At 64.1% G+C, this 24,713-nt stretch carries 26 protein-coding genes and 1 tRNA gene; 13 read left to right on the forward strand and 14 right to left on the reverse strand.

Going from position 1 to position 24,713, the window contains the following annotated elements:
- The first annotated feature begins 56 nt into the window (after window positions 1-56).
- The 3 genes from VB672_RS19760 to VB672_RS19770 all read left to right on the forward strand — a co-directional run bounded on the left by VB672_RS19760 (window position 57) and on the right by VB672_RS19770 (window position 4,615).
- Window positions 57-1,184: a DUF2778 domain-containing protein gene (locus VB672_RS19760; protein ID WP_329785917.1), complete on the forward strand. Its 1,128-nt coding sequence runs from the start codon at window positions 57-59 to the stop codon at window positions 1,182-1,184.
- 313 nt (window positions 1,185-1,497) lie between these two features.
- Window positions 1,498-2,607: an alginate lyase family protein gene (locus VB672_RS19765; protein WP_329785918.1), complete on the forward strand. Its 1,110-nt coding sequence runs from the start codon at window positions 1,498-1,500 to the stop codon at window positions 2,605-2,607.
- An 808-nt stretch (window positions 2,608-3,415) separates the two neighbouring features.
- Window positions 3,416-4,615, forward strand: coding sequence for an alpha/beta hydrolase (locus VB672_RS19770; RefSeq protein WP_329785949.1), 1,200 nt, complete (start codon window positions 3,416-3,418; stop codon window positions 4,613-4,615).
- 12 nt (window positions 4,616-4,627) lie between these two features.
- Here the strand turns inward: VB672_RS19770 and VB672_RS19775 are convergent, their stop codons facing one another.
- The gene (locus tag VB672_RS19775) at window positions 4,628-5,023 is read right to left on the reverse strand and encodes a DUF6455 family protein (protein ID WP_329785919.1); all 396 of its coding nucleotides are present in this window, start codon (window positions 5,021-5,023) and stop codon (window positions 4,628-4,630) included.
- Window positions 5,024-5,224: 201 nt separating this feature from the next.
- Here VB672_RS19775 and VB672_RS19780 point away from each other — a divergent pair, with 201 nt between their 5' ends.
- Together VB672_RS19780 and VB672_RS19785 are read left to right on the forward strand one after the other, a co-directional pair.
- Window positions 5,225-6,166 (forward strand): carbohydrate kinase family protein, encoded by a 942-nt coding sequence (locus tag VB672_RS19780; protein ID WP_329785920.1) that lies wholly within the window; start codon window positions 5,225-5,227, stop codon window positions 6,164-6,166.
- Window positions 6,163-7,086, forward strand: coding sequence for a pseudouridine-5'-phosphate glycosidase (locus VB672_RS19785; protein WP_329785921.1), 924 nt, complete (start codon window positions 6,163-6,165; stop codon window positions 7,084-7,086). The genes VB672_RS19780 and VB672_RS19785 overlap by 4 nt, the downstream gene beginning before the upstream one ends.
- 4 nt (window positions 7,087-7,090) lie before the next feature.
- On the opposite strand, the gene VB672_RS19790 is transcribed toward VB672_RS19785, so the two are convergent.
- Both VB672_RS19790 and VB672_RS19795 read right to left on the reverse strand, forming a co-directional pair.
- Window positions 7,091-8,002, reverse strand: coding sequence for a histone deacetylase family protein (locus tag VB672_RS19790; RefSeq protein WP_329785922.1), 912 nt, complete (start codon window positions 8,000-8,002; stop codon window positions 7,091-7,093).
- Window positions 8,003-8,029: 27 nt separating this feature from the next.
- The gene (locus tag VB672_RS19795) at window positions 8,030-8,920 is read right to left on the reverse strand and encodes an MYG1 family protein (protein ID WP_329785923.1); all 891 of its coding nucleotides are present in this window, start codon (window positions 8,918-8,920) and stop codon (window positions 8,030-8,032) included.
- 209 nt (window positions 8,921-9,129) lie between these two features.
- Here VB672_RS19795 and VB672_RS19800 point away from each other — a divergent pair, with 209 nt between their 5' ends.
- The 4 genes from VB672_RS19800 (at window position 9,130) to VB672_RS19815 (ending at window position 11,382) form a co-directional block, all read left to right on the forward strand.
- Window positions 9,130-9,342, forward strand: a complete 213-nt coding sequence (locus VB672_RS19800; protein ID WP_329785924.1) for a heavy-metal-associated domain-containing protein — start codon at window positions 9,130-9,132, stop codon at window positions 9,340-9,342.
- Window positions 9,343-9,452: 110 nt separating this feature from the next.
- A complete protein-coding gene (gene copM / locus VB672_RS22665) occupies window positions 9,453-9,824 on the forward strand; it encodes a CopM family metallochaperone (protein ID WP_442932126.1) in 372 nt (123 codons plus the stop codon).
- A 129-nt stretch (window positions 9,825-9,953) separates the two neighbouring features.
- Entirely contained in the window at window positions 9,954-10,256 is a 303-nt protein-coding gene (locus VB672_RS19810; protein ID WP_329785926.1) for a hypothetical protein, read from the forward strand.
- A gap of 115 nt (window positions 10,257-10,371) precedes the next feature.
- The gene (locus tag VB672_RS19815) at window positions 10,372-11,382 is read left to right on the forward strand and encodes a ribonuclease Z (RefSeq protein WP_329785927.1); all 1,011 of its coding nucleotides are present in this window, start codon (window positions 10,372-10,374) and stop codon (window positions 11,380-11,382) included.
- Window positions 11,383-11,388: 6 nt separating this feature from the next.
- On the opposite strand, the gene VB672_RS19820 is transcribed toward VB672_RS19815, so the two are convergent.
- Window positions 11,389-11,850, reverse strand: a complete 462-nt coding sequence (locus VB672_RS19820; protein ID WP_329785928.1) for a DUF2726 domain-containing protein — start codon at window positions 11,848-11,850, stop codon at window positions 11,389-11,391.
- Between the two features lie 143 nt (window positions 11,851-11,993).
- Between VB672_RS19820 and VB672_RS19825 the strand changes: the two genes are divergently transcribed.
- Together VB672_RS19825 and VB672_RS19830 are read left to right on the forward strand one after the other, a co-directional pair.
- Entirely contained in the window at window positions 11,994-12,695 is a 702-nt protein-coding gene (locus VB672_RS19825; RefSeq protein ID WP_329785929.1) for a L,D-transpeptidase, read from the forward strand.
- A gap of 253 nt (window positions 12,696-12,948) precedes the next feature.
- Window positions 12,949-14,061: a DUF882 domain-containing protein gene (locus VB672_RS19830; protein ID WP_329785930.1), complete on the forward strand. Its 1,113-nt coding sequence runs from the start codon at window positions 12,949-12,951 to the stop codon at window positions 14,059-14,061.
- Here the strand turns inward: VB672_RS19830 and VB672_RS19835 are convergent.
- Both VB672_RS19835 and VB672_RS19840 read right to left on the reverse strand, forming a co-directional pair.
- Window positions 14,042-14,473: an RNA polymerase sigma factor region1.1 domain-containing protein gene (locus VB672_RS19835; protein WP_329785931.1), complete on the reverse strand. Its 432-nt coding sequence runs from the start codon at window positions 14,471-14,473 to the stop codon at window positions 14,042-14,044. The genes VB672_RS19830 and VB672_RS19835 overlap by 20 nt on opposite strands.
- A gap of 166 nt (window positions 14,474-14,639) precedes the next feature.
- A complete protein-coding gene (locus tag VB672_RS19840; protein WP_329785932.1) occupies window positions 14,640-14,897 on the reverse strand; it encodes a hypothetical protein in 258 nt (85 codons plus the stop codon).
- Window positions 14,898-15,024: 127 nt separating this feature from the next.
- On the opposite strand from VB672_RS19840, the gene VB672_RS19845 reads away from it, so the two are divergent.
- Complete coding sequence (locus tag VB672_RS19845; protein WP_329785933.1) at window positions 15,025-16,995, forward strand: PhoX family protein; 1,971 nt, start codon at window positions 15,025-15,027, stop codon at window positions 16,993-16,995.
- 142 nt (window positions 16,996-17,137) lie between these two features.
- Here VB672_RS19845 and VB672_RS19850 read toward each other — a convergent pair.
- The 7 genes from VB672_RS19850 to VB672_RS19880 all read right to left on the reverse strand — a co-directional run bounded on the left by VB672_RS19850 (window position 17,138) and on the right by VB672_RS19880 (window position 23,924).
- Window positions 17,138-17,214 (reverse strand) — tRNA-Asp (locus VB672_RS19850).
- 128 nt (window positions 17,215-17,342) lie between these two features.
- Window positions 17,343-17,567 carry a hypothetical protein gene (locus VB672_RS19855; protein WP_329785934.1) on the reverse strand — a complete coding sequence of 75 codons (225 nt, stop codon included), beginning with the start codon at window positions 17,565-17,567 and terminating at the stop codon, window positions 17,343-17,345.
- Window positions 17,568-17,602: 35 nt separating this feature from the next.
- Window positions 17,603-18,106 carry a peptide deformylase gene (locus tag VB672_RS19860; protein WP_329785935.1) on the reverse strand — a complete coding sequence of 168 codons (504 nt, stop codon included), beginning with the start codon at window positions 18,104-18,106 and terminating at the stop codon, window positions 17,603-17,605.
- A 39-nt stretch (window positions 18,107-18,145) separates the two neighbouring features.
- Window positions 18,146-18,541 carry a VOC family protein gene (locus VB672_RS19865; protein WP_329785936.1) on the reverse strand — a complete coding sequence of 132 codons (396 nt, stop codon included), beginning with the start codon at window positions 18,539-18,541 and terminating at the stop codon, window positions 18,146-18,148.
- A 484-nt stretch (window positions 18,542-19,025) separates the two neighbouring features.
- Entirely contained in the window at window positions 19,026-20,066 is a 1,041-nt protein-coding gene (locus VB672_RS19870) for a hypothetical protein (protein ID WP_329785937.1), read from the reverse strand.
- Window positions 20,066-22,960: a penicillin-binding protein 1A gene (locus VB672_RS19875; RefSeq protein WP_329785938.1), complete on the reverse strand. Its 2,895-nt coding sequence runs from the start codon at window positions 22,958-22,960 to the stop codon at window positions 20,066-20,068. The genes VB672_RS19870 and VB672_RS19875 overlap by 1 nt, the downstream gene beginning before the upstream one ends.
- 205 nt (window positions 22,961-23,165) lie before the next feature.
- Window positions 23,166-23,924: an SDR family oxidoreductase gene (locus VB672_RS19880; RefSeq protein ID WP_329785939.1), complete on the reverse strand. Its 759-nt coding sequence runs from the start codon at window positions 23,922-23,924 to the stop codon at window positions 23,166-23,168.
- Window positions 23,925-24,102: 178 nt separating this feature from the next.
- Between VB672_RS19880 and VB672_RS19885 the strand changes: the two genes are divergently transcribed.
- On the forward strand, window positions 24,103-24,522 hold the full coding sequence (locus VB672_RS19885) for a DUF1236 domain-containing protein (protein WP_329785940.1): 420 nt from the start codon (window positions 24,103-24,105) through the stop codon (window positions 24,520-24,522).
- 73 nt (window positions 24,523-24,595) lie between these two features.
- Here the strand turns inward: VB672_RS19885 and VB672_RS22670 are convergent.
- A partial coding sequence (locus VB672_RS22670; RefSeq protein ID WP_442932130.1) for a DNA translocase FtsK occupies window positions 24,596-24,713 on the reverse strand: 118 nt, incomplete at its 5' end.

Consider the following 24,713-nt stretch of genomic DNA (forward strand, 5'->3'; position numbering starts at 1 on the left):
GCCCTTCCGAGCCCGAGGCCGCTCATGCGCGATCGAGTTGTTGCGTAGAGTTCGCCATGTTGCACAAGTCCTATCCGTCGGGCGGCCGCGCCCCGCGCTCTCCGCGCAGAAAGCGGCGCAATCTTTTTCCGACGGCGGTGCTGGTGGCGATCTCCATGAGCCCCTTGGCCTATTTCGTCGATTTCCATCACGAACGCGACGACCCGCCCGTCGAGCATGTGAGCAGCGTCGCCGCGCCCGCTCGGCAGATGGCGACCTACGATCCGGCGCTGGTGGATCCGACGCCCCTCATGAAGACAGAGGCTCTTCACCTCAATCGCAATGCTCCGCTCCACACGGCGTTCGCGCCGCCGGTCCAGCGCCAGGCGAGCGTCGCGCCGTCGGCACCGCCACCCGAGGCGCCCGCTGCTCCGGCACCTGTTCAGGTTGTGGCGGAAGCGGCTCAGCCCGTTATCGCGCCCGTTCCCCTGCCCGCGCCGCGTCCGGCAGACCTGCTGCCATCGAAGCCTGCAGTGCCGACGCAGTTGGCGAGCGTGCCGGCGCGCTCGCCGATGACCCAAAGGGCCGCGATTACCGCCAGCGCTGCGGTCAGCGCTCCCGTCGACAACCGCTCCTTCATCGAGAAGCTCTTCGGGGTGAAACCCTCCTCTCCGCCCGACGCCGCGCTCAGCTATGCCGCGCTCGACAACGGCACCGGCAGCATCTCGCCGACATCGCGCTTCGTCCCTGCCCCCGAATCCGGCGCGGGAACCGCCGTCTACGACATCACCGCGCAGGTGGTCATCATGCCGAACGGCGAAAGGCTGGAAGCGCATTCCGGCCTCGGCGACATGATGGACAACCCGCGCTACGTGAACGTGCGCATGAAAGGCGCCACTCCGCCCGGAACCTACGTCATCACCGAGCGCGAACGGCTCTTCCACGGCGTGCGGGCGCTTCGCCTCACCCCGGTCGGCGGCAGCCCCGCCATCTATGGACGCGACGGCATTCTCGCCCACACCTACATGCTGGGCCCGCGTGGGGATTCGAACGGATGCGTGTCGTTCAAGAACTACGACCGGTTCCTTCAGGCCTATCTCCGAGGCGAGGTGAAGCGCCTGATCGTCACCGCCGGACGCGGACAGGATCTCCTGCCGCGCATGGTCAACAGGAGCAATCTCCGGCGCTCCGCTCGGGCGATTTGACGTCGAACGGTCTCCGCCCGTCATCACCGGCCTTGTGCCGGTGATCTCGATTGCGAGAAATATTACGTTGTCATTCCCGGCCCAAAGATGGCGCAGCCATCGCAGAGGAAGGGAGTCCAGAGTGTCGAGCCTGAGCGTGGATCCCCTTCCCGGTCCTGCGGACCGCCGGGGACGACACCGAAAAGGGCGGGACGTCTACCCCCAATGGATCACTCTACCTCCGAAGGTTCGGTGGTCTGGCTTTGCACGCTCCAGTGCCTAGTTCATGATCGGCCCCGCCGGTGGGGGCCGGCATGACAGGGATTTGGGGGCAATGATGGAACGGGCTGTGTCGCGTCACGGATGGAGGTCGACCCTCGCCAGCGCGGTTTTTCTCGGTACGTTCCTGAGCACCGCTCCGTCCCAGGCCGAGAGCGCCGGTTACCTCGTTCCGGCGCCGGCAGCAGACAACGTGCAGGCCAAGCCGAAATATGAATGCGACGCACCAGACGCCCCGGTGATCACCCTCGACACGCAGAGCAAGTACCGGCAGGACGACGCCCGGCGTGCGACCATCGACGAGGAAGCCGAGGAGGCCTATTCCGAAGCCGTCGAGCCCCTGCGCGACTACGGCAAGAGCTTGGTGCGGATCGCCAATGCCTACGTGAAGTCCAGCCCGAAGAACTCGGCAGCCGCAGCCTGCGCGCTCACTTGGCTCGATCATTGGGCCTCGGCAAACGCCATGACCGATCTGCGCTCGCGGCAGGCGCATTTCAATCTGGGCCAGGCGCTCGGCGGCTTCGCCCTGGCCTACCTGCAGATCCGCAACGCACCCGGTCTCGACGGCGAGCAGAAGAAGCGCGTGGAATCCTGGCTCAAGGCGCTCGGCAGTCAGATCGTCGGCGCAAAGGATGTGGGCAAGGGCGTTTCGGGACGCAACAACCACCGGTACTGGGCTGGCCTGAGCGCCACGGCGGCCGGCATTGCCAGCGGCGACAAGAGGCTGACCAACTGGGGCATCGACAGCGCCCGCATCGGTCTTGCGCAGGTCACGCCGGAAGGCACCCTGCCGCTCGAGATCAAGCGCGGCAAGCGTGCACGCGACTATCATATCTTCGCCGCGGAGCCCCTGGTCGCCACCGCGGAACTCGCGCGCAGCCAGGGGGTCAATCTCTATGCGGAGCATGGCGGTGCCCTGCCCCGGCTGGTGAATCGCGTGGTGGAATCCCTGGAGGATCCTGCCTTCTTCGAAAAGGCCGCCGGCATGCCGCAGGAGCCCTATCCCGGCGACGGCGCCGTGCCGCCCCATCGCATCGCGTGGCTCGAGATCCACGAGAGCCGTCATCCCTCGCCGAAGGTCGAGGCGGTTCTCGGCCCCAAACGGCCGGTCGCCTCCAGCGGCATCGGCGGCAACACCACGCTGCTGTTCCACGGCGTGGATTGACCTGTAACCCCCCCTCGTCACATCGCCCATGTCATGGCCGGGCGCGTCCCGGCCAACTCGCTTGTGTTGAGCGGCGCTCCTCCGATCGGGGCAGCAGGCCTGCCCCCGCCCCGTCATGGCCGGCCTTGTGCCGGCCATCCCGATCGGAAAGGCATGGCGCTTCAATCCATCGGGATCACCGGCACAGGGCCGGTGATGGCGTCGAGGGTGTGGGTGAGAGCGCAACGATATGTTCTCACTTTGTTCTTGACACTCTGTTGCACCTGGGCTATATCGTTTGTCATCCCGGCCTGACGGGGGCGCGCTCGCGAGGCGTCGCAAGGGTGAGGCCAGGAGCGGTCCCGCGGCAGGTTTCGCAAGCCGGCCGGCGGGAGGCCCTTGGCTGTCACCGGCCAAGTCTAAACGCCTAAAAGTACCGCGTGCGAAGAGGCATCCTGGCTCTTCCATCTTCCCATCATCATCGAGCCGGGCTGCCACTCGCGCCACCCTCGATCATCCGCAAGGCTCGCAGCGCAAGCTGCGGGCCCCAAGGTGCTGGCTCTTTGACAAGGCGTGTTGCTTTTCCACGCTCGACAAGCGCGACGACCTGATGAAGATTGCCCGAGCACATCAGACGGGGAACGGGAGCCGAATGCGACGGTCAGGGCACAATGGCGGCGCTCGAGCCCCGAACTCGAGAGCCGAATTCCCATTCGGGATCGATCCGGTGCGCGCTTGCGAGAATCGCGCATTGCGCGCGAAGCCTGCGAGGAGAGCCGAGCAGACGATACGGGATCGGCGTCCCCTCACGTCCATCGGCCGCCGTTTCATGGCCTGCGCCATTGCCCTCGGGCTGATTGGGTGCGCCAGCCCGAGGGGCACCCTCCTGCCCGTCGCCGGCACGGTGCCGGGTGCGAGCACGGTGGACATGCTGGTGGCCACCACCCGCATGCGGGCGAGCGACCCGCAGGAATTCTTCTCGGGCGGCCGCGGGCCTGAGCTGTCCTTCGCCCAGTTCACGGTCTCGATCCCGCCCGCCGCCAACCGCCAGGAGGGCGAGGTGCAGTGGCCGCAGAGCACCCCGGGCAACCCCGCGACCGATTTCGTCACGCTCAAGGCCGAGGTGATCGACCGCAAGCAGGCGACCGCCTGGTTCCACCGCACCGTCCGCACCGTGCCGCAGCGGCGCGTGCTCGTGTTCATCCACGGCTTCAACAACCGCTTCGACGATGCGGTCTTCCGCTTCGCTCAGATCGTGCACGATGCCGCCACGCCCGTGGTTCCGGTGCTGTTCACCTGGCCGTCGCGCGGCAGCGTCCTGGCTTACGGCTACGACCGCGAGAGCAACACCTACTCCCGCAACGCCCTCGAGAGCACCCTGCGCACGCTGGCGAGCGATCCGGCCGTCGGGGAGATCTCGATCCTGGCGCATTCCATGGGCAACTGGGTCACCCTGGAGGCCCTGCGCCAGATGGCGATCCGCGACGGACGCATCGCCCCCAAGATCCGCAACGTGCTGCTCGCCGCGCCCGACGTGGACGTCGACCTGTTCCGCGAGGCGGTGGTCGACATGGGCAGGAACCGCCCGGCCTTCACGCTCTTCGTGTCGCAGGACGACCGGGCGCTGGCGATCTCGCGGCGCATCTGGGGCGATGCGGTGCGGCTCGGCGCCATCGATCCGGATCAGGAGCCCTATCGCAGCGAGTTGGACAAATCCGGCATCACGGTCCTGAACCTGTCCAAGCTCAGGACGGGCGATCCCCTGAACCACTCGAAATTCGCCGAAAGCCCGGAGGTCGTGCGCATCATCGGGCGCGAACTGGCCGAGGGTCAGACCCTGACCGACTCCCGCGTCGGCGTCGGCGACCGGATCATCCAGGTCACCGCCGGTGCCGCAGCCGCCGTGGGCACCGCGGCGGGCCTCGCCGTCTCGGCCCCGGTGGCCGTCGTCGATCCCCGGACGCGCGAAAATTTCCAAGGCCATGTCGAGGGTCTGGGGCAGGCCGTGTCGGGAACGCTCGCACCGTAGAGGGTGACAAGATCAGTCGTGCACGGACCGCGAAGCGTCTTCGCCCCGCAGCTCGCGAAGAGTCTCGGCATTGAGGCAATATTCGGCATAACGAGCAGATGATCGCCCTTGATCGAGATCGTGCTGACACCGGACCGCCGCCATGCATCCCGAGCAAGTCACGCTCATGTCGCGCATCAGGTCTGCATGAACGTGCCGGATGCGGTCGGCATCGAGCGCGAGCGCATGCATGAGGCGAGGCAATTCCTGGGCCGCTTCCGGACCGCGTTCGACAAGAAGTCTCAGCATGTCCGGCGAAACGCCGATGTCGCGGGCCAGTGCCTCCCTCTGATCCTGATCGAGAGAGCCGAACTCATCTGCTCGGCTCCAGTTCGTTTGCCATCGCTTGATCGCTGACGCCAGATCCATGGTTTCCTCCATCCTGCCGGACGAATCTACCGGGATGCGCCGTCCCGTCCTTGATCCATCGCAAATCGGGTCCGCTCCCTGTGCGACCGGATCGATCATGCCCCGGAGTGACCATTCGCCATTGCGGCAGGGCCTGCCTTTCGGCATACCGTCCGTGCAGCGACAGGGTCGGGAAGGCAGGTCTTCGACATGGAACCGGGAATGAGCAGGGTCGTCTGCATCGGCGGGGCGGCCGTCGATCGCAAGTACCGCGGCTTGGCCACGATCCGTCCGGGAACCTCCAATCCCGTCGTCTCGGAGCGGTCGTTCGGAGGCGTTGCGCGCAATGTCGCCGAGAACGTCGCCAGGCTCGGAACGCAAACGTCGCTGGCTTCGATCGTCGGAAACGACGACAACGGCCTCGCACTGCTCGAGGACCTCAAGCGCCTCGGGATCGATACCCGGCACGTGACCCTGTCCGGGACACAGGCGACGGCGGAATACGTCGCCGTGCTGCAGCCCGACGGGGAGTTGGCCGTCGGGCTCGCCAACATGGCGATCTTCGATGAGATCACCCCTGCCCTGTTGCGCCGGCTGGAACCTGAGCTCGGGTCGGCCTGGCTCTTCGCGGATTGCAACCTGCCGTCGGAAACCCTCCATGAACTCATCGGCCTTGCCCGGCAAAGAGCCCTGATGCTGGCGCTCGACGCCGTCTCGACGCCGAAGGTCATGCGCCTGCCGCGGGATCTCGGCGGGGTCGGCCTGCTCTTCCTCAATCTCGACGAGGCTAGGGTCTATCTCGACCGCCCCGAGCTTCCGCCGGAGGGAGCAGCAGAAGCCCTGCTCGCTCGTGGAGCGGAACAGGTCGTCCTGACGTTGGGAAGCAAGGGGCTCGTCGCAGCGGATCCCTCGGGGATCGAGAGGATCGCTGCGCTCAAGGCCGAGATCGTCGATGCCACTGGGGCCGGCGACGCCCTCATCGCCGCCACGCTCGTGGCGATGCTGGAGGATGCCCCGCTCGCCGAAGCAGCACGGCTTGGCGCCGTCGCGGCCGCCCTGACCGTGGAGAGCCCGGTGAGCGTCCGGCCCGATCTGTCGCTTGCCTTGCTGGAATCCACGTTGTCGCTTAGAGCCGATCAAACTCCGGCACGGGAGCTCCCATGAAGCACGCCATCGCCAGCCGTTTTCTCGACATCGCTCCCGAGGTGCAGGCCACGCTCGCCGGAGGCGGGGCGGTCGTCGCACTCGAATCCACCATCATCACCCACGGCATGCCCCATCCGCAGAACGTCGCCACGGCCCGCGAGGTGGAAGCCGTCGTGCGCGACAACGGCGCCGTCCCGGCCACCATCGCGATCACCGAAGGGCGCATCAAGATCGGCCTCTCGGACGCGGAGCTCGATTGGCTCGGAACGGCCAAGGACGTGATGAAGCTGAGCCGCGCCGATCTCTCCTATGCGGTCTCCTCCGGGCGGCATGGCGCCACCACGGTGGCCGCGACCATGATCTGCGCGCATCTCGCCGGCATCCGCGTCTTTGCCACCGGCGGCATCGGCGGCGTCCATCAGGGTGTCGAGGATACCATGGACATCTCGGCCGATCTGGACGAGCTGGCCCGCACGCCCGTGGCGGTGATCTGCGCCGGCGCGAAAGCCATCCTCGACCTGCCGCGAACCCTCGAATATCTCGAAACCCGCGGCGTGCCCGTGATCGGCTACCGGACGGACCGCTTCCCGGCCTTCTGGAGCCGGACGAGCGAACTTCCCATCCCCCTGCGCCTCGACAGCTCGGACGCCATGGCGGATCTCATCCGCACCAAGGAAGCATTAGAGCTCGGAGGCGGCGTTCTGGTCGCCAATCCCGTTCCGGAGGCCGATGAAATCCCGGCAGGCGAGATGAAGGCCTTCATCGACGCCGCCGTGGCGGAGGCGAAGACCCGCGGCGTTGCCGGAAAAGGCGTGACGCCCTTCCTCCTGTCACGTCTCTTCGAGATGACCGGCGGCCGGAGCCTTGCCACCAACATTGCCTTGGTGAAGAACAACGCCGCCCTGGCCGCGCAGCTTGCCGTGTCGCTGACGCGCTAGCGCCCTACCCCTTCTCGTTCCAAGCCGCCATCGCCTCGAACACGATGGCATGGCGCTGGGCCAGGGCCTCGATATCGGCGGAGTAGCCTCCGCCGATCACGGCGACCAGCGGGATCTGTCGGCTGCGCGCCTGCTCGATCACATAGGCGTCGCGCTGGCGCAGACCGTCGTCGGAGAGGCAGAGCCGTCCGAGCTTGTCGTCCCGGTGCGGATCGACGCCTGCATTGAAGAACACGAGATCCGGCTCGACGGCATCGAGCAGGCGCGGAAGGTGGGCACGAAGGACCTCGAGATAGGCGTCGTCCTCCATGGCGTCCGGCAATCCTATGTCGAGATCGCTCGGGATCTTGCGGACCGGATAGTTCTTCTCCGCATGCATCGAAAAGGTGAAGAGATCCGGCGCATCGCGCAGGCAATCGGCCGTGCCGTCGCCTTGATGCACGTCGAGATCGACGATGAGCGCGTGTTGGATCGTGCCTTCGGCTTGGAGCGCTTTCGCCGCGATGGCGACATCGTTGAAGACGCAGAAGCCGGCGCCGGTCTCGCGCTGCCCGTGATGGCTGCCGCCGGCCGTGCTGCCTGAAAGCCCGTGCTCGAGCGCCAGCCGCGCGGCGAGCAAGGTTCCCGCAGCGGAAGCGCGAGCGCGGCGCACCACGCTCTCGCTGACGGGAAGACCGATCCGGCGCTCGATCTCCCGCGGAACGGAACAGGCGAAGACCTGATCCACGTAAGCGCGATCGTGAGCCAGGGCGATCAGTTCGGCCGAGGCTTCGTCCGGTGTGGTGAAGCCGTTCGAGGCAAGCCCCTTTTCCGCGACCACCTCGGCCAGGCGTCCATATTTGCGCATCGGGAAACGATGGCTGTCCGGCAGGGCGGCCTCATAGGCAGGATGAGAAACGATCGGCACCTGCTTCATGTCCCGCCTCTCTTGGCTGAAGCCGGTCTATTGGCCGGCGGCAATCGCCTTCTCGGCCAGCCGGACGGCGGATTCCTGTGAGCGTGCCCCGCAGATGAATCCGCCAGGATGGCAGAAGACGCCGTCGGCGATTCCGGCCGCCCGCGAAAACTCCTCCTCCTGCAAGCCGCGCCACGCCTCCGGCAAGGGCAGTCTCTGCCCAAAGGAGTTGGGCTCGGGCGGAACGGTCCGGCAATACCAGGAGGTTGAATCCTCGTTCGGATAGACGATGAAGAGGAGGTCGCGCAATCCGCCCTCGAAGACGGCCTTTTCCCAAGGCAGCTTATGATTGAGAACGATGACCCGCGGGTCCTGCGCCTTCCGGGCGGCAGCCAGCACGGAGGATTGCGCCTGCACTTCCGCGTGGGATTGCCGGCATGCCCGGACCAGGATGCCTCGGGCAAAATCGGCAGCCTCGAGGAACGCGTCGTCATAGGACTGGCCGCTGACCCAGCTAGGGTTGAACGCTTCAATCAGAAGCGAAAGATGCCCCTGGCTGACGGAGGCGACGCCGTTGTCGGCCTGATCGATGGCTAGGATGAAGCCGGCATCGATGTCCTGCCAGACGGCGTCCAGCAGGTCCTCGTCGATCCCCGGCACGAGATTGGGCAGGGCGTTGCGCCCGAAATCGCGCCAGATCAGGCCGACCGAGCTATAGGGCGTGCCGTCGGACCGCCGTGGGAGATCCCGCATGTGGTGATCGTAACGCCCGCGCGACACGTCGTAGACGCCCCCGACGTCGAAGACGAGGTCGGCTGCCTCGATCTGGGCGGTGTCCCGGGTCCGGGCGAAATCGAAAATTCCCAAGGCCTCCCGCAGGATCGAGAAGGCGAAGACGTCGTCGGCATGAAATGTGCCGCTATGGGTTACAACCTTCATCTCGCTCTTTCCGACCACGGTCGGCTACTCCTGACAAGCTCGGTCTCTTGATCTGCGATAACAGAGCTACTCGAAGAAGATAAGCTGCTGCAATCACATCCTTTATGCTGATGAGGATATAGCCTGAATAACCCGCTCTTCTCCGCTTGACCTTCCCATCGTGGAAAGGTCCAGAACACTCGGGATCTTGAGACGAAAGGATCCCGATCATGTACCATCTTTACGTTCCGGACATGCATTGCGGCGCCTGCCTGAGGGCTGTCACACGAGCGCTTCAGGGTCTCGATCCGCAAGCCCAGGTCGAAGCCGATCTGGAACGCCGTGTGATCACCGTCACCTCGATCAAGGAGAATGCCTTGCTCGAGGCGGCTTTGGACGAGGCCGGCTATCGCGCCCAGCCCTTTCCACGACAGGCGGTCTGAGGAAGCGGCCAAGTGCCCGGCTTCACACATGAGCCCATGTCCTCGTGCATGTCTTTCGAGGGACATGGGCGCTGCCCAATTTCATTCTGCGATCCAGGAGTATGATGACGATGGCCCGCTTGCTCGTTCTTGCCGCTGCCCTGACGGTTCTTCCCGCCGCTGCCCTGGCCCAGGGCGCCCATGGAGGGCATTCAGGGCATTCAACGCCGGTACAGACAACCGAGTCGCCATCTACAAAGGGATACCGCCAAGCAAACGAGACGATGCATCGGAACATGGATATCCCCTTCAGCGGCGATCCGGACGTGGATTTCGTGCGCAGCATGATCCCTCACCACCAGGGCGCCATCGACATGGCGAAGGTGGCGCTTCAGCACAGCAAGGACGAGCAGATCCAGAGATGGGCCACCGACGTGATCCGCGAGCAGGAACGTGAGATCGCCGAGATGCAGGCTTGGCTGCGGAAGAAGGGCGTTCGATAGGCGGGGCTTGTCATGTCCTTGGCCGGGCTCGAGTCATCTTCATGTCGCTTCATGTGCATATCCCTGCCACGAACGTGCGGGGTCGAGCGTTAGCGGATATCCCTTGCGGGCGAATGGAAAGGACGAATCATGTTCACGCTGACAATTAGCGACAAGCCTGTTGCCATCACCAATGCCGAAGAGGACGAGGCCCGCGAGCTCCTCATGAGCGACGACTTCAAGGACGATCTCAAGGTCCTGGAAAGCGAGGGCGCTCCCCTGTGGGACGGCTTCGCGACTCTCAACGTCAGACCGGCGACGGAAGAGGAAAAGGCGGAGTTCGAGAACGCGGATTTCGATGACGACGAGGACGACGATGACGAGGAGGAAGGTCCTTACATCATGTTCCTGGTCGACGTGACCGATCCCGACGAAGTCGAGGATGAGGTCTGAGCCGTTCCGCTCACCGGTCGCGCTCTCCAACCTACTGAATCTGACGGGCCGAGCTCTCCATGGGAGCTCGGCCTTTCCCATGGGAACATGCTCAGATCGGAGCCGTTGGCCCGGAATGAGTTGGCTTGTTCAACCCCGCCTCGTGAACGATCCCTTCAGTGACCCGGGCGTCTATCTCGATTTTCGCTATGGCCGCCGGGCCATTCTCTTCGATCTCGGCGATGTCGGCGCTCTCTCCTCCCGCGAATTGCTGCGGGTGAGCCACGTCTTCGTCTCGCACACCCATGTGGATCACATGGCGGGCTTCGACCGGCTGTTTCGGCTGTGTCTTCATCGCCGTCATCCGCTGACCCTCATCGGGCCGCCGGGCTTTGCCGCGCAGGTCGAGCACCGGATCCGGGGCTTCACCTGGAATCTTCTGGACGAGAACTCGGTCGACTTCTGCCTGCGGGCCATGGAATACGACGGCGGCAATCTGACGAGGGCTGCCGAGTTTCATGCCCGCGAAGCCTTCGCCCGGCGCGACATCGGCCCGCCTGTGTTTCCAAAAGGCGTTGCCTGGATGGAGGGTGAGTTCAGGATCGAGGCGGTTGCCCTGGATCACGGGATCCCGTCCCTCGCTTTTGCCCTGAGGGAGGTTCTTCAGGTGAATGTGTGGCGGGGCGCGCTGGACGAACTCGATCTTCCGCCCGGTTCCTGGCTCAACGAGGCCAAGCGGGCGGTTCGCCTCGGTCTGCCCGACGATTATCCCCTGGCCGTCCCTGGAGGGAAATGCATTCGCCTGGGCGACCTCATGGGACGGGTGCTGCGCATCGCGCCGGGACAGGCGGTCGCCTATGTGACCGACGCGGCACCCCATCCGGAGAACCGCGGCAAGATCCTTCAGCTGGTCCGCGAGGCCGATCAGCTCTTCATCGAGGCCGTCTTTCTGGAACGCGACCGTGCCTTGGCCATCGCATCGCTCCACCTGACGGCCTGGGAGGCAGGATCGATCGCCCGGGAAGCCGGTGTCCGGCATGTGACGCCGTTCCATCATTCGGCCCGCTACCTGTCGGAGCCGGACGTGCTTCGGGAGGAGGTGTTCGCGAGCTTCCGTGCCTTCGATCGGAAGGCCATGGAAGCCTGAGCCCCTTCACGGCTGGAACACCGCGTCGTGGATCTGCCGCGGATCGGGCCTGCGGCTCGAGCTGAACCGAATGACACGATAGCCGCACGACTTCAGAACCTTGTCGCGCTGAGCGTCCTTACGGGCATCGTGGGAGCGATCATCGAGCTCGACGATGGCGATGACTTCCAGGTCCCGAACCACGATCCAATCGACCCGCGAGTTCGAAATTTTCTTGAACGCGATCCAGAAGGCGCGGCTGCCCTCCTTGGCGTCGGGCCGGACCAGCGCCAGGATGGGGACCTGCGGCCAGATCTGACAATCGGGGCAGGCCGCGAGGAGGCGCTGATAAAACTCCCGCTCGTTGTCCGTCATGATCGAGTGGCGCCGATAACGAGGCTTGCGGGTCCAGAAGAGAACCAGAACGAACAGAACGCCGAGCAGTGCGACGCCTGCAAGCCACGACCATGAGAGGTTCTCGATCATCATCAGCTGCCCCTGCCCTGCGCCTGCTCGCCCGGATGTGAACGGCCAGGCTTTCTCCTGACTGCAAAGCATAGCAGCTACCATGAAACCCGGATGCGTGGTCCTGCGTCTTCTTATTGTCGAGTTAAGTCTGCCGGGAGAGCACAATGGACCTCAGCCGCCGAACCTTCCTGCTTGGAGCCTCAGCCGCTGCCGCCGGCCTGCCGCTCAACCGCAGTCTCGCCCAGTCGACCCGGGACATGTCCGCCTACCAGCGCATGTACGCCCCCATCGACGATCTCTTCCCGGTCCCCGGCGTCGAGCTGTCCAGGATCAACCCGTCCTACCTGCGCCGTGTGGTCGAGTATCAGACCACGGAGGCGCCGGGGACCATCGTGGTCGATCCTCGCTCGCGCTATCTCTACCTCGTCATGCGCGACGGCATGGCCGTGCGCTATGGGGTCGGTGTCGGCCGATCGGGTTTCAGCTGGTCCGGATCTGCGACCATCAAGGACAAGCAGGAATGGCCGGACTGGTACCCGCCCAAGGAGATGTTCGGACGGCAGCCGGAGCTCATGGAGCAGATGGGCGAACTGCCCGGCGGTCTGGGCATGCCGGGCGGGCCAGGCAATCCGCTCGGTGCCCGCGCGCTTTACCTGTGGCAGGGGAACAAGGATACGCTCTATCGCATCCACGGCACCTTCGAGCCATGGACCATCGGCACCAATGTTTCATCCGGCTGCATCCGCATGATCAACCAGGACGTGATCGACCTCTACAACCATGTGCCCATCGGAACGAAAGTGGTGGTCCTGTCCTCGCCGTCAGGCAGGCCGAAGCGCAATCAGACGGCAGCCCTGCCTGAGTGAGCGAATCCGCCTGACCAAACCTGCCTGATTAAGCAAAAAGGTACGGTTTGCGCCTATTTTTGCCATGGTTAACGATCACACGTCGCATAAGGGACGCGGGAACTAACGAACCATGGCGCGAATTTTCGCCCGATCAAATCGATCGGCTGGCGGATGCAGGACAATACCTGCATCCGAATGCACGAACCTGCCCGGCAGGAAGAGCGCTTCTCATCTGGCCATCGGTCTCTTGGGGGCAGCTTCCTTTCTCCTCATGGCGACAGCCCGCACTCAGGACGCCGCCGCGTTAGGAGAGACGCGCACCCTCACCTTCTATCATACCCACACCCGGGAAAGCTTGACGGTTACCTTCCGGCGAAACGGGCAGTTCGACTCCGGCGCGCTGCAGCAGCTCAACTGGTTCCTGCGCGACTGGCGCGTGGAGAAGCCGGCGCAGATGGACCCGCGCCTGTTCGATGTTCTCTGGGAGGTCTATCGGGAATCCGGCTCGTCGCAGCCCATCAACATCATCTCGGCCTATCGTTCGCCGGAAACGAACGGCGCCCTGCGCCGCCGGTCCAGCGGGGTGGCCGAGCACAGCCAGCACATGCTCGGCAAAGCCATGGATATCCGCCTGCCCGACGTGGACACGGCCCGCCTGCGCGCGATCGCCATGAAAAAGCAATATGGCGGTGTGGGCTATTACGCGTCCTCCGCCTTCGTCCACGTGGACACCGGCAACGTGCGGGCATGGCCGCGCATGACGCAGCAGCAGCTCGTGCAGTTGTTCCCGGACGGAAAGACCCTGCATCTTCCCTCCAACGGCAAGCCGCTTCCCGGTTATGAACTGGCGAAGGCCGAAATTCTGTCGCGCAATGCCAGCCTAGCCACACAGGCCTCGGCCGGCAGCGGCCCGTCCATCGGCAATCTGTTCGCCAGCCTCTTCGGCCGCAAGGATGCCGCACCGGCACCGCAGGCGGAGACTCCCGCACAGAGCCCATCAACGATGGTTGCCTCGGCCGATCCGGAAAGCGTTCAGGAGATCGTCGCGGCGATTCCTCTGCCGCCGCAGCGCCCACAGGAGATCAAGCTTGCGGCCATCGCACCGGCTGCGGCGTCTGATGCTCTCGCAAAGATCGCCGCGGCCGCCGCCCCGAGCATCGCTCCCGAGATTGAACCCATTCTCGGCTATGATGCGGCGGCGGCGGCGAAATCTCTCTTCGACCCGAGAACTGCCTTCCTCGATCTCGGCTTCACGTCCGGAACCAGGAATGAGCCCAGCGTCACGCACTTCAGCGGACCGGCCGTCAAGCCGCTTCCGATCTTTGGCGGGACGCAGGCTGAGGCTCAACTCCAGACGGACGGGGTCAGACGCCCAGCATCATGACGAGGCCGATCAGCAGCACCAGGACCAGCAGGCCGGATATGGCGACAGCCCAATGCGCCGTTCGCCTCCCCTGCTGCGCCGATTGGGCGACTGCGGGCTGCGACGGATTGACTGTCTGAAGAGGCGCCGTCCGCCGCTTCATCCGCGCAGCTGCGGCCCGGTCCGGGAAGGGAATGATCTCGGCGCTTTTCACCGGTGCCGGGTTTGGCTTGGCGTTCGGCGACACGAGGCTGTCGTCCAGTTCCACCGGGACGCCGGACTCTTCCAGATGAACGACGATGAGAGCAATCTCCTCCGCACTCATGGAGGCGATCGGCAGATTGGCTTCGAGATCTTGGTTGGTGAGATGGCCCTGCTCGCGTCCGAGGGCGATCAAGCGGTCTAAGGTATTGCTGTCGAGCGCCGGCTGCATGAGGGCACGACCCCATTGAGTTGTTGGGCGGAGAAACGGCTTGAGGCCGCTTCGGGATCTTCGTCGAGCTAACGCAACAATAACTCCAGATGTTGCACCCCGAGAATGACCCGAATGCAATTTTGACGACGCTTTAGCCGTAAGTCGAATGGGACGAGACGGGCGGCTAGTTCTTGGTCGCGCCGGAGGCCTCCTGCAAGGCCTCCTTCTCCCGCCGGACCTGTTCTGACAGCTGCTCGGCAATGGCAACGAGTTTGCCGGCTGTCAGATCCTTGCCATGGATCTCCACGTGCCCGGCGAGACCGACGGTCAGCAGCGACTCGAACACCATTTCGGCCGGAATGCCCTTGCGGACCAGATCAATGGCGACCTTCTGCCATTGGTCGGACAGTTGCTCACGAAGCTCGGAAACATCATTGCTCATTGGCCAACCATACATGATCCGCCACGGGATGTCCCGGCACGCCGGCCTGATTTTCACGGCACTGTCACCAGACTTACATAGAACGGTTCTAATCCGGCTGCATCCCCTAAGAGACGGAGAAGCCGATATGGACGAGCACAAGGGCCGCATTCGCTCAAGCGAGCTGGAAGATTCCGGCGACGTCGGAATCAACCCGACAGAAAACCTCACCATGGGCGAGATCATCGCCACGCGCTTCAACCGGCGCGATCTTCTGCGTGGCTCGCTCGCCGTCGCGGCGATTTCGGCGACCGTCGGCACCCGCGCCCTGGCGGCCAATGAGCAGCCTGCCAAGAAGGTCTCGAATACGAACTCGTTCGATTTCAAGGAAATTGAAGCCGGCGTCGACCAGACCCACCATGTCGCCGAGGGCTATGACGCTCAGGTTCTGCTGCGCTGGGGCGATCCGATCTTCGCCGATGCTCCCGAGTTCGACCCCATGAACCAGACCGCCGAAAAGCAAGCCCGCCAGTTCGGCTACAACACGGACTTCATCGGCTTCATCCCGCTCAACGGATCGGCCGAGCACGGCCTGCTCGTGGCCAACCACGAATACACCAACGAGGAACTGATGTTCCCCGGCGTCGGCATCCAGGACAGCAAGGACGCCAATTTCTCGAAGATGACCAAGGAACTGGTCGATATCGAAATCGCCGCCCACGGCGGCGCCGTGGTCGAAATCCGCCGCGTCAACGGCAAGTGGCAGGTGGTCAAGGACTCCAAGTATAACCGCCGCATCACCGCCGCGACCCCGATGGAGATCACCGGCCCGGCCGCCGGCCATGACCGCATGAAGACCTCGGCCGATGCGACCGGCCGCAAGGTGAACGGCATGATCAACAACTGCGCCGGCGGCGTGACTCCCTGGGGCACCTGGCTCAGCTGCGAAGAGAACTTCAACGGCTATTTCTGGGGCAAGCTCGCCGACGATCATGCCGAGGCCAAGAACTACAAGCGTTACGGCATCGGGACGCCCGCCTATGCCTGGGGCAAGTACTACGACCGCTTCGATCTGACCAAAGAGCCCAACGAGGCGAACCGCTTCGGCTGGGTGGTCGAGATCGACCCCTTCGACCCGAATTTCGTGCCGAAGAAGCGCACCGCTCTCGGCCGCACCAAGCACGAAGGCGCAGCCGGCATCACCAACAGCGACGGCCGCTACGTGGTCTATCTCGGCGACGACGAGCGCTTCGACTACGTCTACAAGTTCGTCACCGCCGGCAAGGTCGACACCCAGAACCGGGCAGCCAATCTCGGTCTGCTCGACGAGGGCACCCTCTACGTCGCCAAGTACAATCCGGACGGCAAGGGCACCTGGCTGCCGCTCGTGCATGGTCAGGGCCCGCTCACCGAAGCCAACGGCTTCAAGAGCCAGGCGGACGTGCTGATCGAGACCCGCCGCGCCGCGGATCTTCTCGGCGCGACCAAGATGGACCGCCCCGAGGACATCGAGGCCAATCCTCAGACCAACCGCGTCTACGTCATGCTGACGAACAACACCCGCCGCAAGGAAGACCAGGTGGACGCGGCCAACCCGCGTGCCAACAATGCGTTCGGCCACATCGTCGAGATGATGCCGGAGGGCGGAAACCACGCGGCGACCGACTTCACCTGGGAGGTTCTGGTGAGGTGCGGCGATCCGGCCGTCGCTTCCGTCGGCGCGACCTTCTCGTCGGAGACCACCAAGAACGGCTGGTTCGGTATGCCGGACAACTGCGCCATCGACAGCCAGGGCCGTCTCTGGGTCTCCACCGACGGCAACAACGCCAAGGCGACCGGCCGTGCGGATGGTCTCTGGGCCCTCGAAACGGAAGGCGAGAAGCGCGGCACGTCCAAGCACTTCTTCCGGGTGCCTGTCGGCGGCGAGCTCTGCGGCCCCTTCTTCACCCCCGATGACGAATCGCTGTTCCTTGCCGTGCAGCACCCTGGCGAAGCAGAGGAAGGCGCCACGTCGACCTTCGAAAATCCGATCACCCGTTGGCCGGACTTCAAGGACAATCTGCCGACCCGCCCGTCCGTGCTCGTGATTACCAAGCAGGGCGGCGGCAAGATCGCCTGACGCAGTTCATCTGCGACCAGATACGGCAAAGGAGCCTCGCGGCTCCTTTGTTCGTTTCGAACACCATAAACAGGCATCGACGAGTGCGTTGGAGGCGTCCATCAGTGATAAGGAGAAGCCGCCTCTTGCAGCGCAAGGAGAGTGGCGCGGGCGACGGGGCTCGAACCCGCGACCTCCGGCGTGACAGGCCGGCACTCTAACCGACTGAGCTACGCCCGCGCATTTCCCTCGCATCGCGTGCCTGGAAGGGCGTTTCCCGCGATGGAGGCGCGCAAGTACCGGTGAATGAGCGCAGTGTCAAATCGTGCTTGGATTATCCCCAAGCGCTCGTGTGAAATGACAGGAACCTAATCCCTGGTGCTGATCGAAAAGACCTCGTGGCCGGCTCCGTTCAAAACGCGCACGGCCTCGACCTCCGGATCGCGGGATTGCGGGCGGCGCGCCAGGGAGAACACCTTCACGGCCCTCTCCTTGGCTTTCTCGATCGAGTCGGTGCGGACCATGATCCGGCGGATGATTCCCCCTCCCGCCTCCTCCGAGGCCACGGTTTCAATACGGTAGATCTCGAACACAGCTTCCAAACTCCCACATCAGGGCCACTCCGTCATCAGGCTCTGATGCGCTGGAGCTTTTCGAACCGCTTGACTAGGCGGTCCCGCTTCAACTTCGATAGGCGATCGATCCAGAAGATGCCATCGAGCTGATCGATTTCATGCTGGAGGCAGACCGCCATCAGGCCTTCCGCCTCCTCCTCGCGTTCCGACCCATCCAGTCCCCTGTAACGCACCCGAATCCGGGCATGGCGCTCGATCTCGTCGGTCACGCCCGGCATGGAGACGCTTCCCTCCACGTGCCGGATCCGTTCGGGGGAGACCCAGAGCATCTCCGGATCGATATAGATGTGCGGCTCGCGGTCGGATTCCAACTGGATCACCACGAGCCGCCTGGGGACGCCGATATGCGGCGCGGTGATGCCAATGCCCGGTGCGGCATGCATCGTGTCCGTCAGATCCCCCGCGAGCGCCCGCACAGCCTCATCGACAGGGCCAATCGGCTCCGCCTTCTGGCGCAGACGGGGATCGGGAAAGCGGATGATCGGGCGGATGGCCACGGGACCTCATGTTGAACTGGAATGGACAGGAGGCCCCGGCTACCTATAGCGCCCGCCGCGCTGAAGCACCTCGATCTTGTACCCGTCGGGATCCTGCACGAAGAAGAACCGTGCAAGAGGCTTGCCCTCGAGCTTCAGCTCGTTGCGCCGCGTGGGGCTGAGACCGAGGGATTCGAACCGGGCATGCTCCGCCTCCAGATCGTCCACAGAGAAAGCGAGATGCCCGTACCCGTCGCCGAGCGCATAGGGTTCCGTCCGTCCGTGATTGATGGTCAGCTCCAGCTCGAACTCGCCGCTCTCATTGCTCAGGTAAACGAGCGTGAAGCTCCCGAACGCCAGGCGTTCCGCCACTTTCAAGCCGAATGCCTTGTCATAGAACGCCAGGGAGCGCTGCTCGTCGAGCACTCGGATCATGGAGTGGATGGCCTTGGCCATGGAAGGGCACCTCCTCAGCGCGCACGGATCCAACGGCTCCGGCGGGAGTGACATGGCGTTGGTCCGATGCTCGGCAGATAACAGTGGCCGAGGGAGAACGGAAGCTCATGGCGTGAATGATCGGTCGTCTTGGACAAAAAAGCCTCCCTCGGTGGGAGCCGAGAGAGGCAAGTTCGGGAGGAAGAAGCGCTGACTGCCCGGCCCCAACATCCGCGGAACGGGATCGTTACCCGGATGCGGCGTTCCACAACACCCATCGGCATTAATCCCGAAGACCAGGGAGAGCCTTGATCATGGCGCAATCAAGGAAAATTGATGCCTGCCAAGGTTCAAGAACAGCCTTTTCCAAGGAACATTGATCAACCTGAACGCTTGGTTTCGTACGGAGGCACCATTCCCCGCAACCCCTTGTCGCCTCCGCACACTCCGCAGCCCCGTTCGGCCTGACTGGAACGGGGCTTTTTCATGAGCTCAGCACGCTCGATCATTGCTCGAACTGCCCGGCGATGGCGCGGATTCGGTTGCGGACGTAATCGGGGAGACCGGCGCTGATGGAATTTCCGGAGTTGAACGAACTCTTGCCCATGAGAACCTGAGCCGGAATGAGGTTCCGCAGCACGGGGACGTTCTCGAATTCCTTCTTCCGCTCCAGAACATCGGTTTCTACCGCAAGGGTCATGAACACGGTTGCCACGGTCTTGCCGGCATCGATGGGAGACGGTTGGAGCACCGCCAGCAGCTTGCCGAACTGCATCACCTGATTGACATGGAAGATCGTCTGCTCCAGCACCCCGGCGACCGGAGCATCGAGGCCAGTGAGCCTCGCGAAGCCACCCCGTTCGATCTCCTCGCGCCCAAGAGTGCGGATTTCCGTCTGGAATTCCATGAACTCTGAAATCTTCTTTCCACCCTCTTCCAGCTTGTTGGCAAGGCGGATGCCAACCGGCAACTTGCCTTCCAACGGATAGCGCGACTCGATGCAGAGGCTGCCTTCAGCCTCGCACCAACGGCGGCTCGGATGTCGGTTGGAGGCGTTCTGGGGATCCGCCTGCGGTGCAGCCTGCTCGGCGGTGATCCGACGGTGCTTGATGGAGGGATCGATCTTTTCAAGCACCTCAAGCCGGGTATAGCGCCCGAGATCGATGGAACCGGGTGCCTTGCCGATCAGGAAGCGGGCTTCCACCACGTACATGTGGAGCTTCTCGGTGTAGGATTTCGGGATGCCATGAACCGAGACCTTGATGGTCGGTTCGACGTAACCCGGAAATGGGCTCAGAAGCTGCTTCTGCACCGGCCTCTCGCGCGCCCAATCCTCGAACCGGATCAGTCCTGTGCCGGCATCGGCCAGCTTGTCGTCCCGATGATCGCTGAAGAAGATGGTCTTCGGCTTCAGCTTTGCCGGCGCGACGGCCACTGCCGACGGCACCTCGTCGATCGTGAACTCCTGAGCCTCAAGTATCCCGGCAAAGCCAAACAGAGCAACAAGGACAGTCAGCATCCGTCCAAAAGGCTTCGTCAATGTCATCAGTAAACCTGTCCGTTACGCCAAAAGTAATCCGGATCCACGCGCCTAGGCCGCCGGGGAGCCTCGTCCTCCCACCACCAGCGGAAGCCGCGTTCCGGCTCGGCTTGGCGGCGTGACGGCGGAGCGCTCTGGCGCAGGCTGTCGAGCCAACCCGGCCCCTGCGCATAAGGACCGTCCTCGTAATAATCCGGCCCGCCCCTCTCCTCGCCGTCGCTCCAGGGATCTGGATTGCGGAACGCATACACTTCCGACTGCGGCACGAGGCGGAACTGGGTCTCGCTCAAACGCCCGAACCAGCTCAGGCGGAAGTACTCCGTGAAGCCCTTTCCTTGCCCCTCCGTCAGCCGGTCACCGGTGTTCAGATCGATCGGCAGGGCGATGAGCTGCTTGGCCGCCTGCGGCGATGGCGGACTGAGAGGAGCCTTCGGGGCATGGTGTTCCCATGCCGCCTGAAGGATGGACTGGAAGATGGGCGCCGCCACCTTGCCGCCGGTCTGTCCGCGCCCGAGAGTGCGGCGCTTGCCGTCGGCGTTGTCGTGCCCGACCCAGACGGCGATGGTGACGTCGTTGGTGAAGCCGACGAACCAGGCATCGTTCTCGTTGTCCGAGGTCCCGGTCTTGCCCGCGGCATAAGGCGCGAGCGCCTTCAGAGAACGGGCCGTCCCGCGCTCCAGGACACCCTGCAGCATGGTCTTCAACTGAAAGAAGGCAGCCGCATCGGCGGAACCGAGCCGGACCAGCAAATTGGCCTTGCGGCTGTAGATCGTACGCCCGTTCTCTTCGAGCGTCTCGATGGCGTGGGGCACCGGCATGGCCCCTTCGTTGGCCACGGCCGCATAGAAGGCAGCCAGGTCGAGGATTCGCACAGGCTGTGCGCCGAGAACGAAGGGATAATGCGGCGTGCATTCCAGATAGAGCTGCGCCTCGATGGCGAGTTCGCAGACCCGCTTCAGGCTCTGCTCGGGAGCGGCTTCGATGCCGCCATCGAGCAGGCGTGCCGTCACCAGATTCTTGGAATTTTCGAGCGCCCGGCGCAGGGTCATGATGCCGGAGCGCCCGCCGTCGAAATTCTTCGGGCTCCAATAATCGCCACCGCGGACATTGGCATCCCCCGCCACGGGCGGCAGCGTCACCGGCGCGTCCCAGATCAGCGTGTTGGGCTGCAACCCCTTGGACAAGGCGGCCAGATAGGTCAGCGGTTTGAAGGCGGAACCGGGCTGCCGGTGCGCCTGCGTTGCCCGATTGAGCTGGCTCAGAGGATAGGAGAACCCGCCCGTCATAGCGAGGATGCGGCCCGTCTTGTTCTCCAGGACGACCGCTCCGCCCTGCACGGAAGGCGGCGTCCGCAGATCGGCGCGAACCACACCCTTGCCCTTCTGCTCGATCACCTGGACTCGCACCACGTCATGGAGCTTGAGATCGCGACGGGCCGCCTCCCAGGCATTCAGGGGCAGAACGCGCCCATCCGCGAGACCGACACGCAGGACATTGGCCCCGGTCTTCCGGTCCTTCCCCTTCTCGATCACCACAGCCGCCGGCCAATGGACGTCATAGAGAGGCAGCCGCACCGCCTCCAAGGCCCGCCTCCACGCCGGCGCAGGATCCTGAACGCCTTCGAGCGCCTTGACGGCCCCAGCCAGGTTCGCCTCGGCCCCCTGATAGCGCTGCCGTCCGATGCTCAGTTCATAGCGGGCAAGCCCCTCCTGCAAGGCGGCCTCGGCGGCCTGCTGCAGAGCCGGATTGATGGTGGTGCGCACCGTGTAGCCGCCCGCCGTCAGGCTCTCGATGTCCGCAAGCGTGCGCGCATCCCGGGTCACGTGATCGACGAAGTGAAAGCCCGTCGTGCGCCGGATCCGCTCGAACGGCACCCTCGGCGGCAAGGCGGCGACGGCTTGCTGCACTTGGTTAGGCTGCAGGAATCCATCGTCCTGCATGCGGCTGAGAACGTAGGCCATGCGCTCTTGGGCCCGATCGGGCTTCGTGTCGGGATTGTAGTAGTTCGGCCCCTTCGTCAATCCCGCGAGCAAAGCCCCTTCAGACACAGAGAGGGCTTTGGCGCCCTTTCCGAAATAGCTGCGTGCAGCCATCTCGATTCCCCAAGAGGAGCGGCCGAGATAGATCGAGTTGAGATAGATTTCGAGAATTTCCGCCTTGCTGAGCACACGCTCGATGCGCGAGGCGACGATCATTTCCCGCATCTTGCGGTCGTAGGTCACATCGTCGCCGACAAGCAGGTTCTTCGCCACTTGCTGGGTGATCGTGGAACCGCCGGCGGGCCGACCGGCATTGGCGAGATTGCCCACGAAGGCACGGATCACGCCGCGCTCATCCACACCCTTGTGCTGGTAGAAGCGCTTATCCTCCGCCGAGACGAAGGCCTGCTGCACGCTCTTCGGAATGTCGGACAGTGGCACCCAGACGCGTCGGTGGTCGGGCTCATACACCTCGGCGAAGCGCCTGCCGTTCCCGTCCAGAATCACGCTGACGCCCGGCAGCTTGAGGCCCTTCAGCTTCCCGGCATCGGGGAGCCCGGCCACGGCCGCGTTGTAGTACGAGATCACCTCGCCGAGGTTCACCGGCGACGGCTCCACCTTTTCATCCTTGCAGAACTGGCGGTAGCTCGCATGCAGGTCGTTGAAGCTCAATCCCTGCAGCACTTTCAGATCGCCCGTAATGGCCTGCGGGTCGTCCATGGCCGTGGCGATGAGATCGTCGAGATTGATGTCCTCAATGTCGAAGGCGCGCCGCATATGGGTGCAGCCGTTTCTCAGGATCTGCGAGACCTGTTCCTGATCCCGCGCAGGATCGAAGCTCGTCTTGACCGTTTCCGGATCGACGAGAACCTGGCTCAGGGTCAGGGCGGTTGCAAAGATCTTGACGAGGATCGCGCTCATTCGGTGGCTGTCATTGGAAAATCACCCTCCTCAGGGAGCAATCGGCACGGCCAATCAGGACGCACCCTGCCGCCGGCTGAAATCCTGCCGGGACCAAGCTGAACGGAATCCGTACATCGCGGCTGATTGAGGACCGCCATTCCTGTGAAATGGGGCGGCCCAGCTTACTTCCCAGATCGGAACATTCCCTTCACGGCAATGTGTCTCATCCCCGCCCCACGAACGGCATCTTCGTCGCCATGACCGTCATGGTGAGCACATTCGCATCGAGCGGCAGCCCGGCCATGTAGACCACTGCATCCGCCACGTGCTTGGGGTCGATTCTGGGTTCGGGTGCGAGCGTCCCGTTGGGCTGCAGCACCCCTTCCGTCATCCTGGCGGTCATGTCCGTGGCGGCATTGCCGATATCGATCTGACCGCAGGCGATGTCATAGGCTCGGCCGTCGAGGGATGTGGATTTCGTCAACCCGAGAACCGCATGCTTGGTCGCCGTATAGGGAGCCGACAACGGCCGTGGGGCATAGGCCGAGACGGAGCCGTTGTTGATGATTCGCCCACCTCTCGGATCCTGATCCTTCATGATCCGGAACGCCTCCTGGGTGCACAGGAACGTCCCGGTGAGATTGGTGTCGACCACCTTTTGCCACTGCTCGAACGGGATGTCCTCGAAGGGAACCGCCGGAGAGCCCATCCCGGCATTGTTGACGAGGAGGTCGAGCCTCCCGAAGGCCCGCTTCGTGGCGGCGAACAGGTTGGCGACGGAGGCCGGATCCGTCACGTCGGTCGGCACGAGGAGGATCGAGGCCCCATCGCCCGCAATCTGCCGCTCGGCCGCTTCCAGTGCCTCGCGCCGCCGCCCGGCCATGACGACGCTGTAGCCGGCCTTCACGAGGCCAGCACTGATCGCCTTGCCGACCCCGGTCCCCGCTCCGGTCACGATCGCAACCTTGGAACGTTCAGCCATCATATCCTCCCCACCCGTGTACCTCGACTGTCATGACAGATGCACTTGAGGACCGGAACGGCAAGAACAAATGGCTCGCCTGTTCACACCTTCATGGTGAACCCGATCGTTGGGCTGCAGGAGGGAACCGGCCAAGCTTTCCTGCGTTCGCATGATGCTAATCGGAAAGGAATCCGTCATGCGCAATCATGTCTTTAGATCGGCCGCCCTGCTGACCCTCCTGGCTCTGCCCCTTGCCGCCTGCCAGAGCAACACTGAAACGGGCGCCGCGACGGGCGCTGCGGGAGGTGCCGTGACCGGCGCTGTCATCGGCGGCCCGGTCGGCGCCGTTGTCGGCGGCGTCGCAGGTGCAGCCGTGGGAGGCGTTCTCTCCGCTGAGGAGTCGAATCGGGTCCGCACCTATGTGGTCGCCCAGCGCCGTCCCACCATGCGCGTGACCGAAGAGATCGTCGTCGGCCAGCCCGTACCGCCGCGTGTGAGGCTCTATGACGTTCCCCCCAGTGTCGGCCTTCGCGACAACTACAGCTACACGATCGTGAACGACCGGACCGTGCTGGTCGATCCGGACACCCGGACGGTCGTGCAGGTCATCCAGTAAGTCGAATCCGCTCTGCCAACAAAAAGGCGGCTCTCACGAGCCGCCTTCCGTTCATTGTCATGGGAGAGGATGATCAATCGTCCAGATCGATGTGATTGATCAGAATTTCGCGTTTCCCGGCGTGGTTTGCGGGCCCGACGATGCCCTCGTGTTCCATGCGCTCCATGAGCGAGGCGGCGCGGTTGTAGCCG

Source organism: Microvirga sp. CF3016, from assembly GCF_036314085.1.
In the GTDB taxonomy this organism is placed as follows: domain Bacteria; phylum Pseudomonadota; class Alphaproteobacteria; order Rhizobiales; family Beijerinckiaceae; genus Microvirga.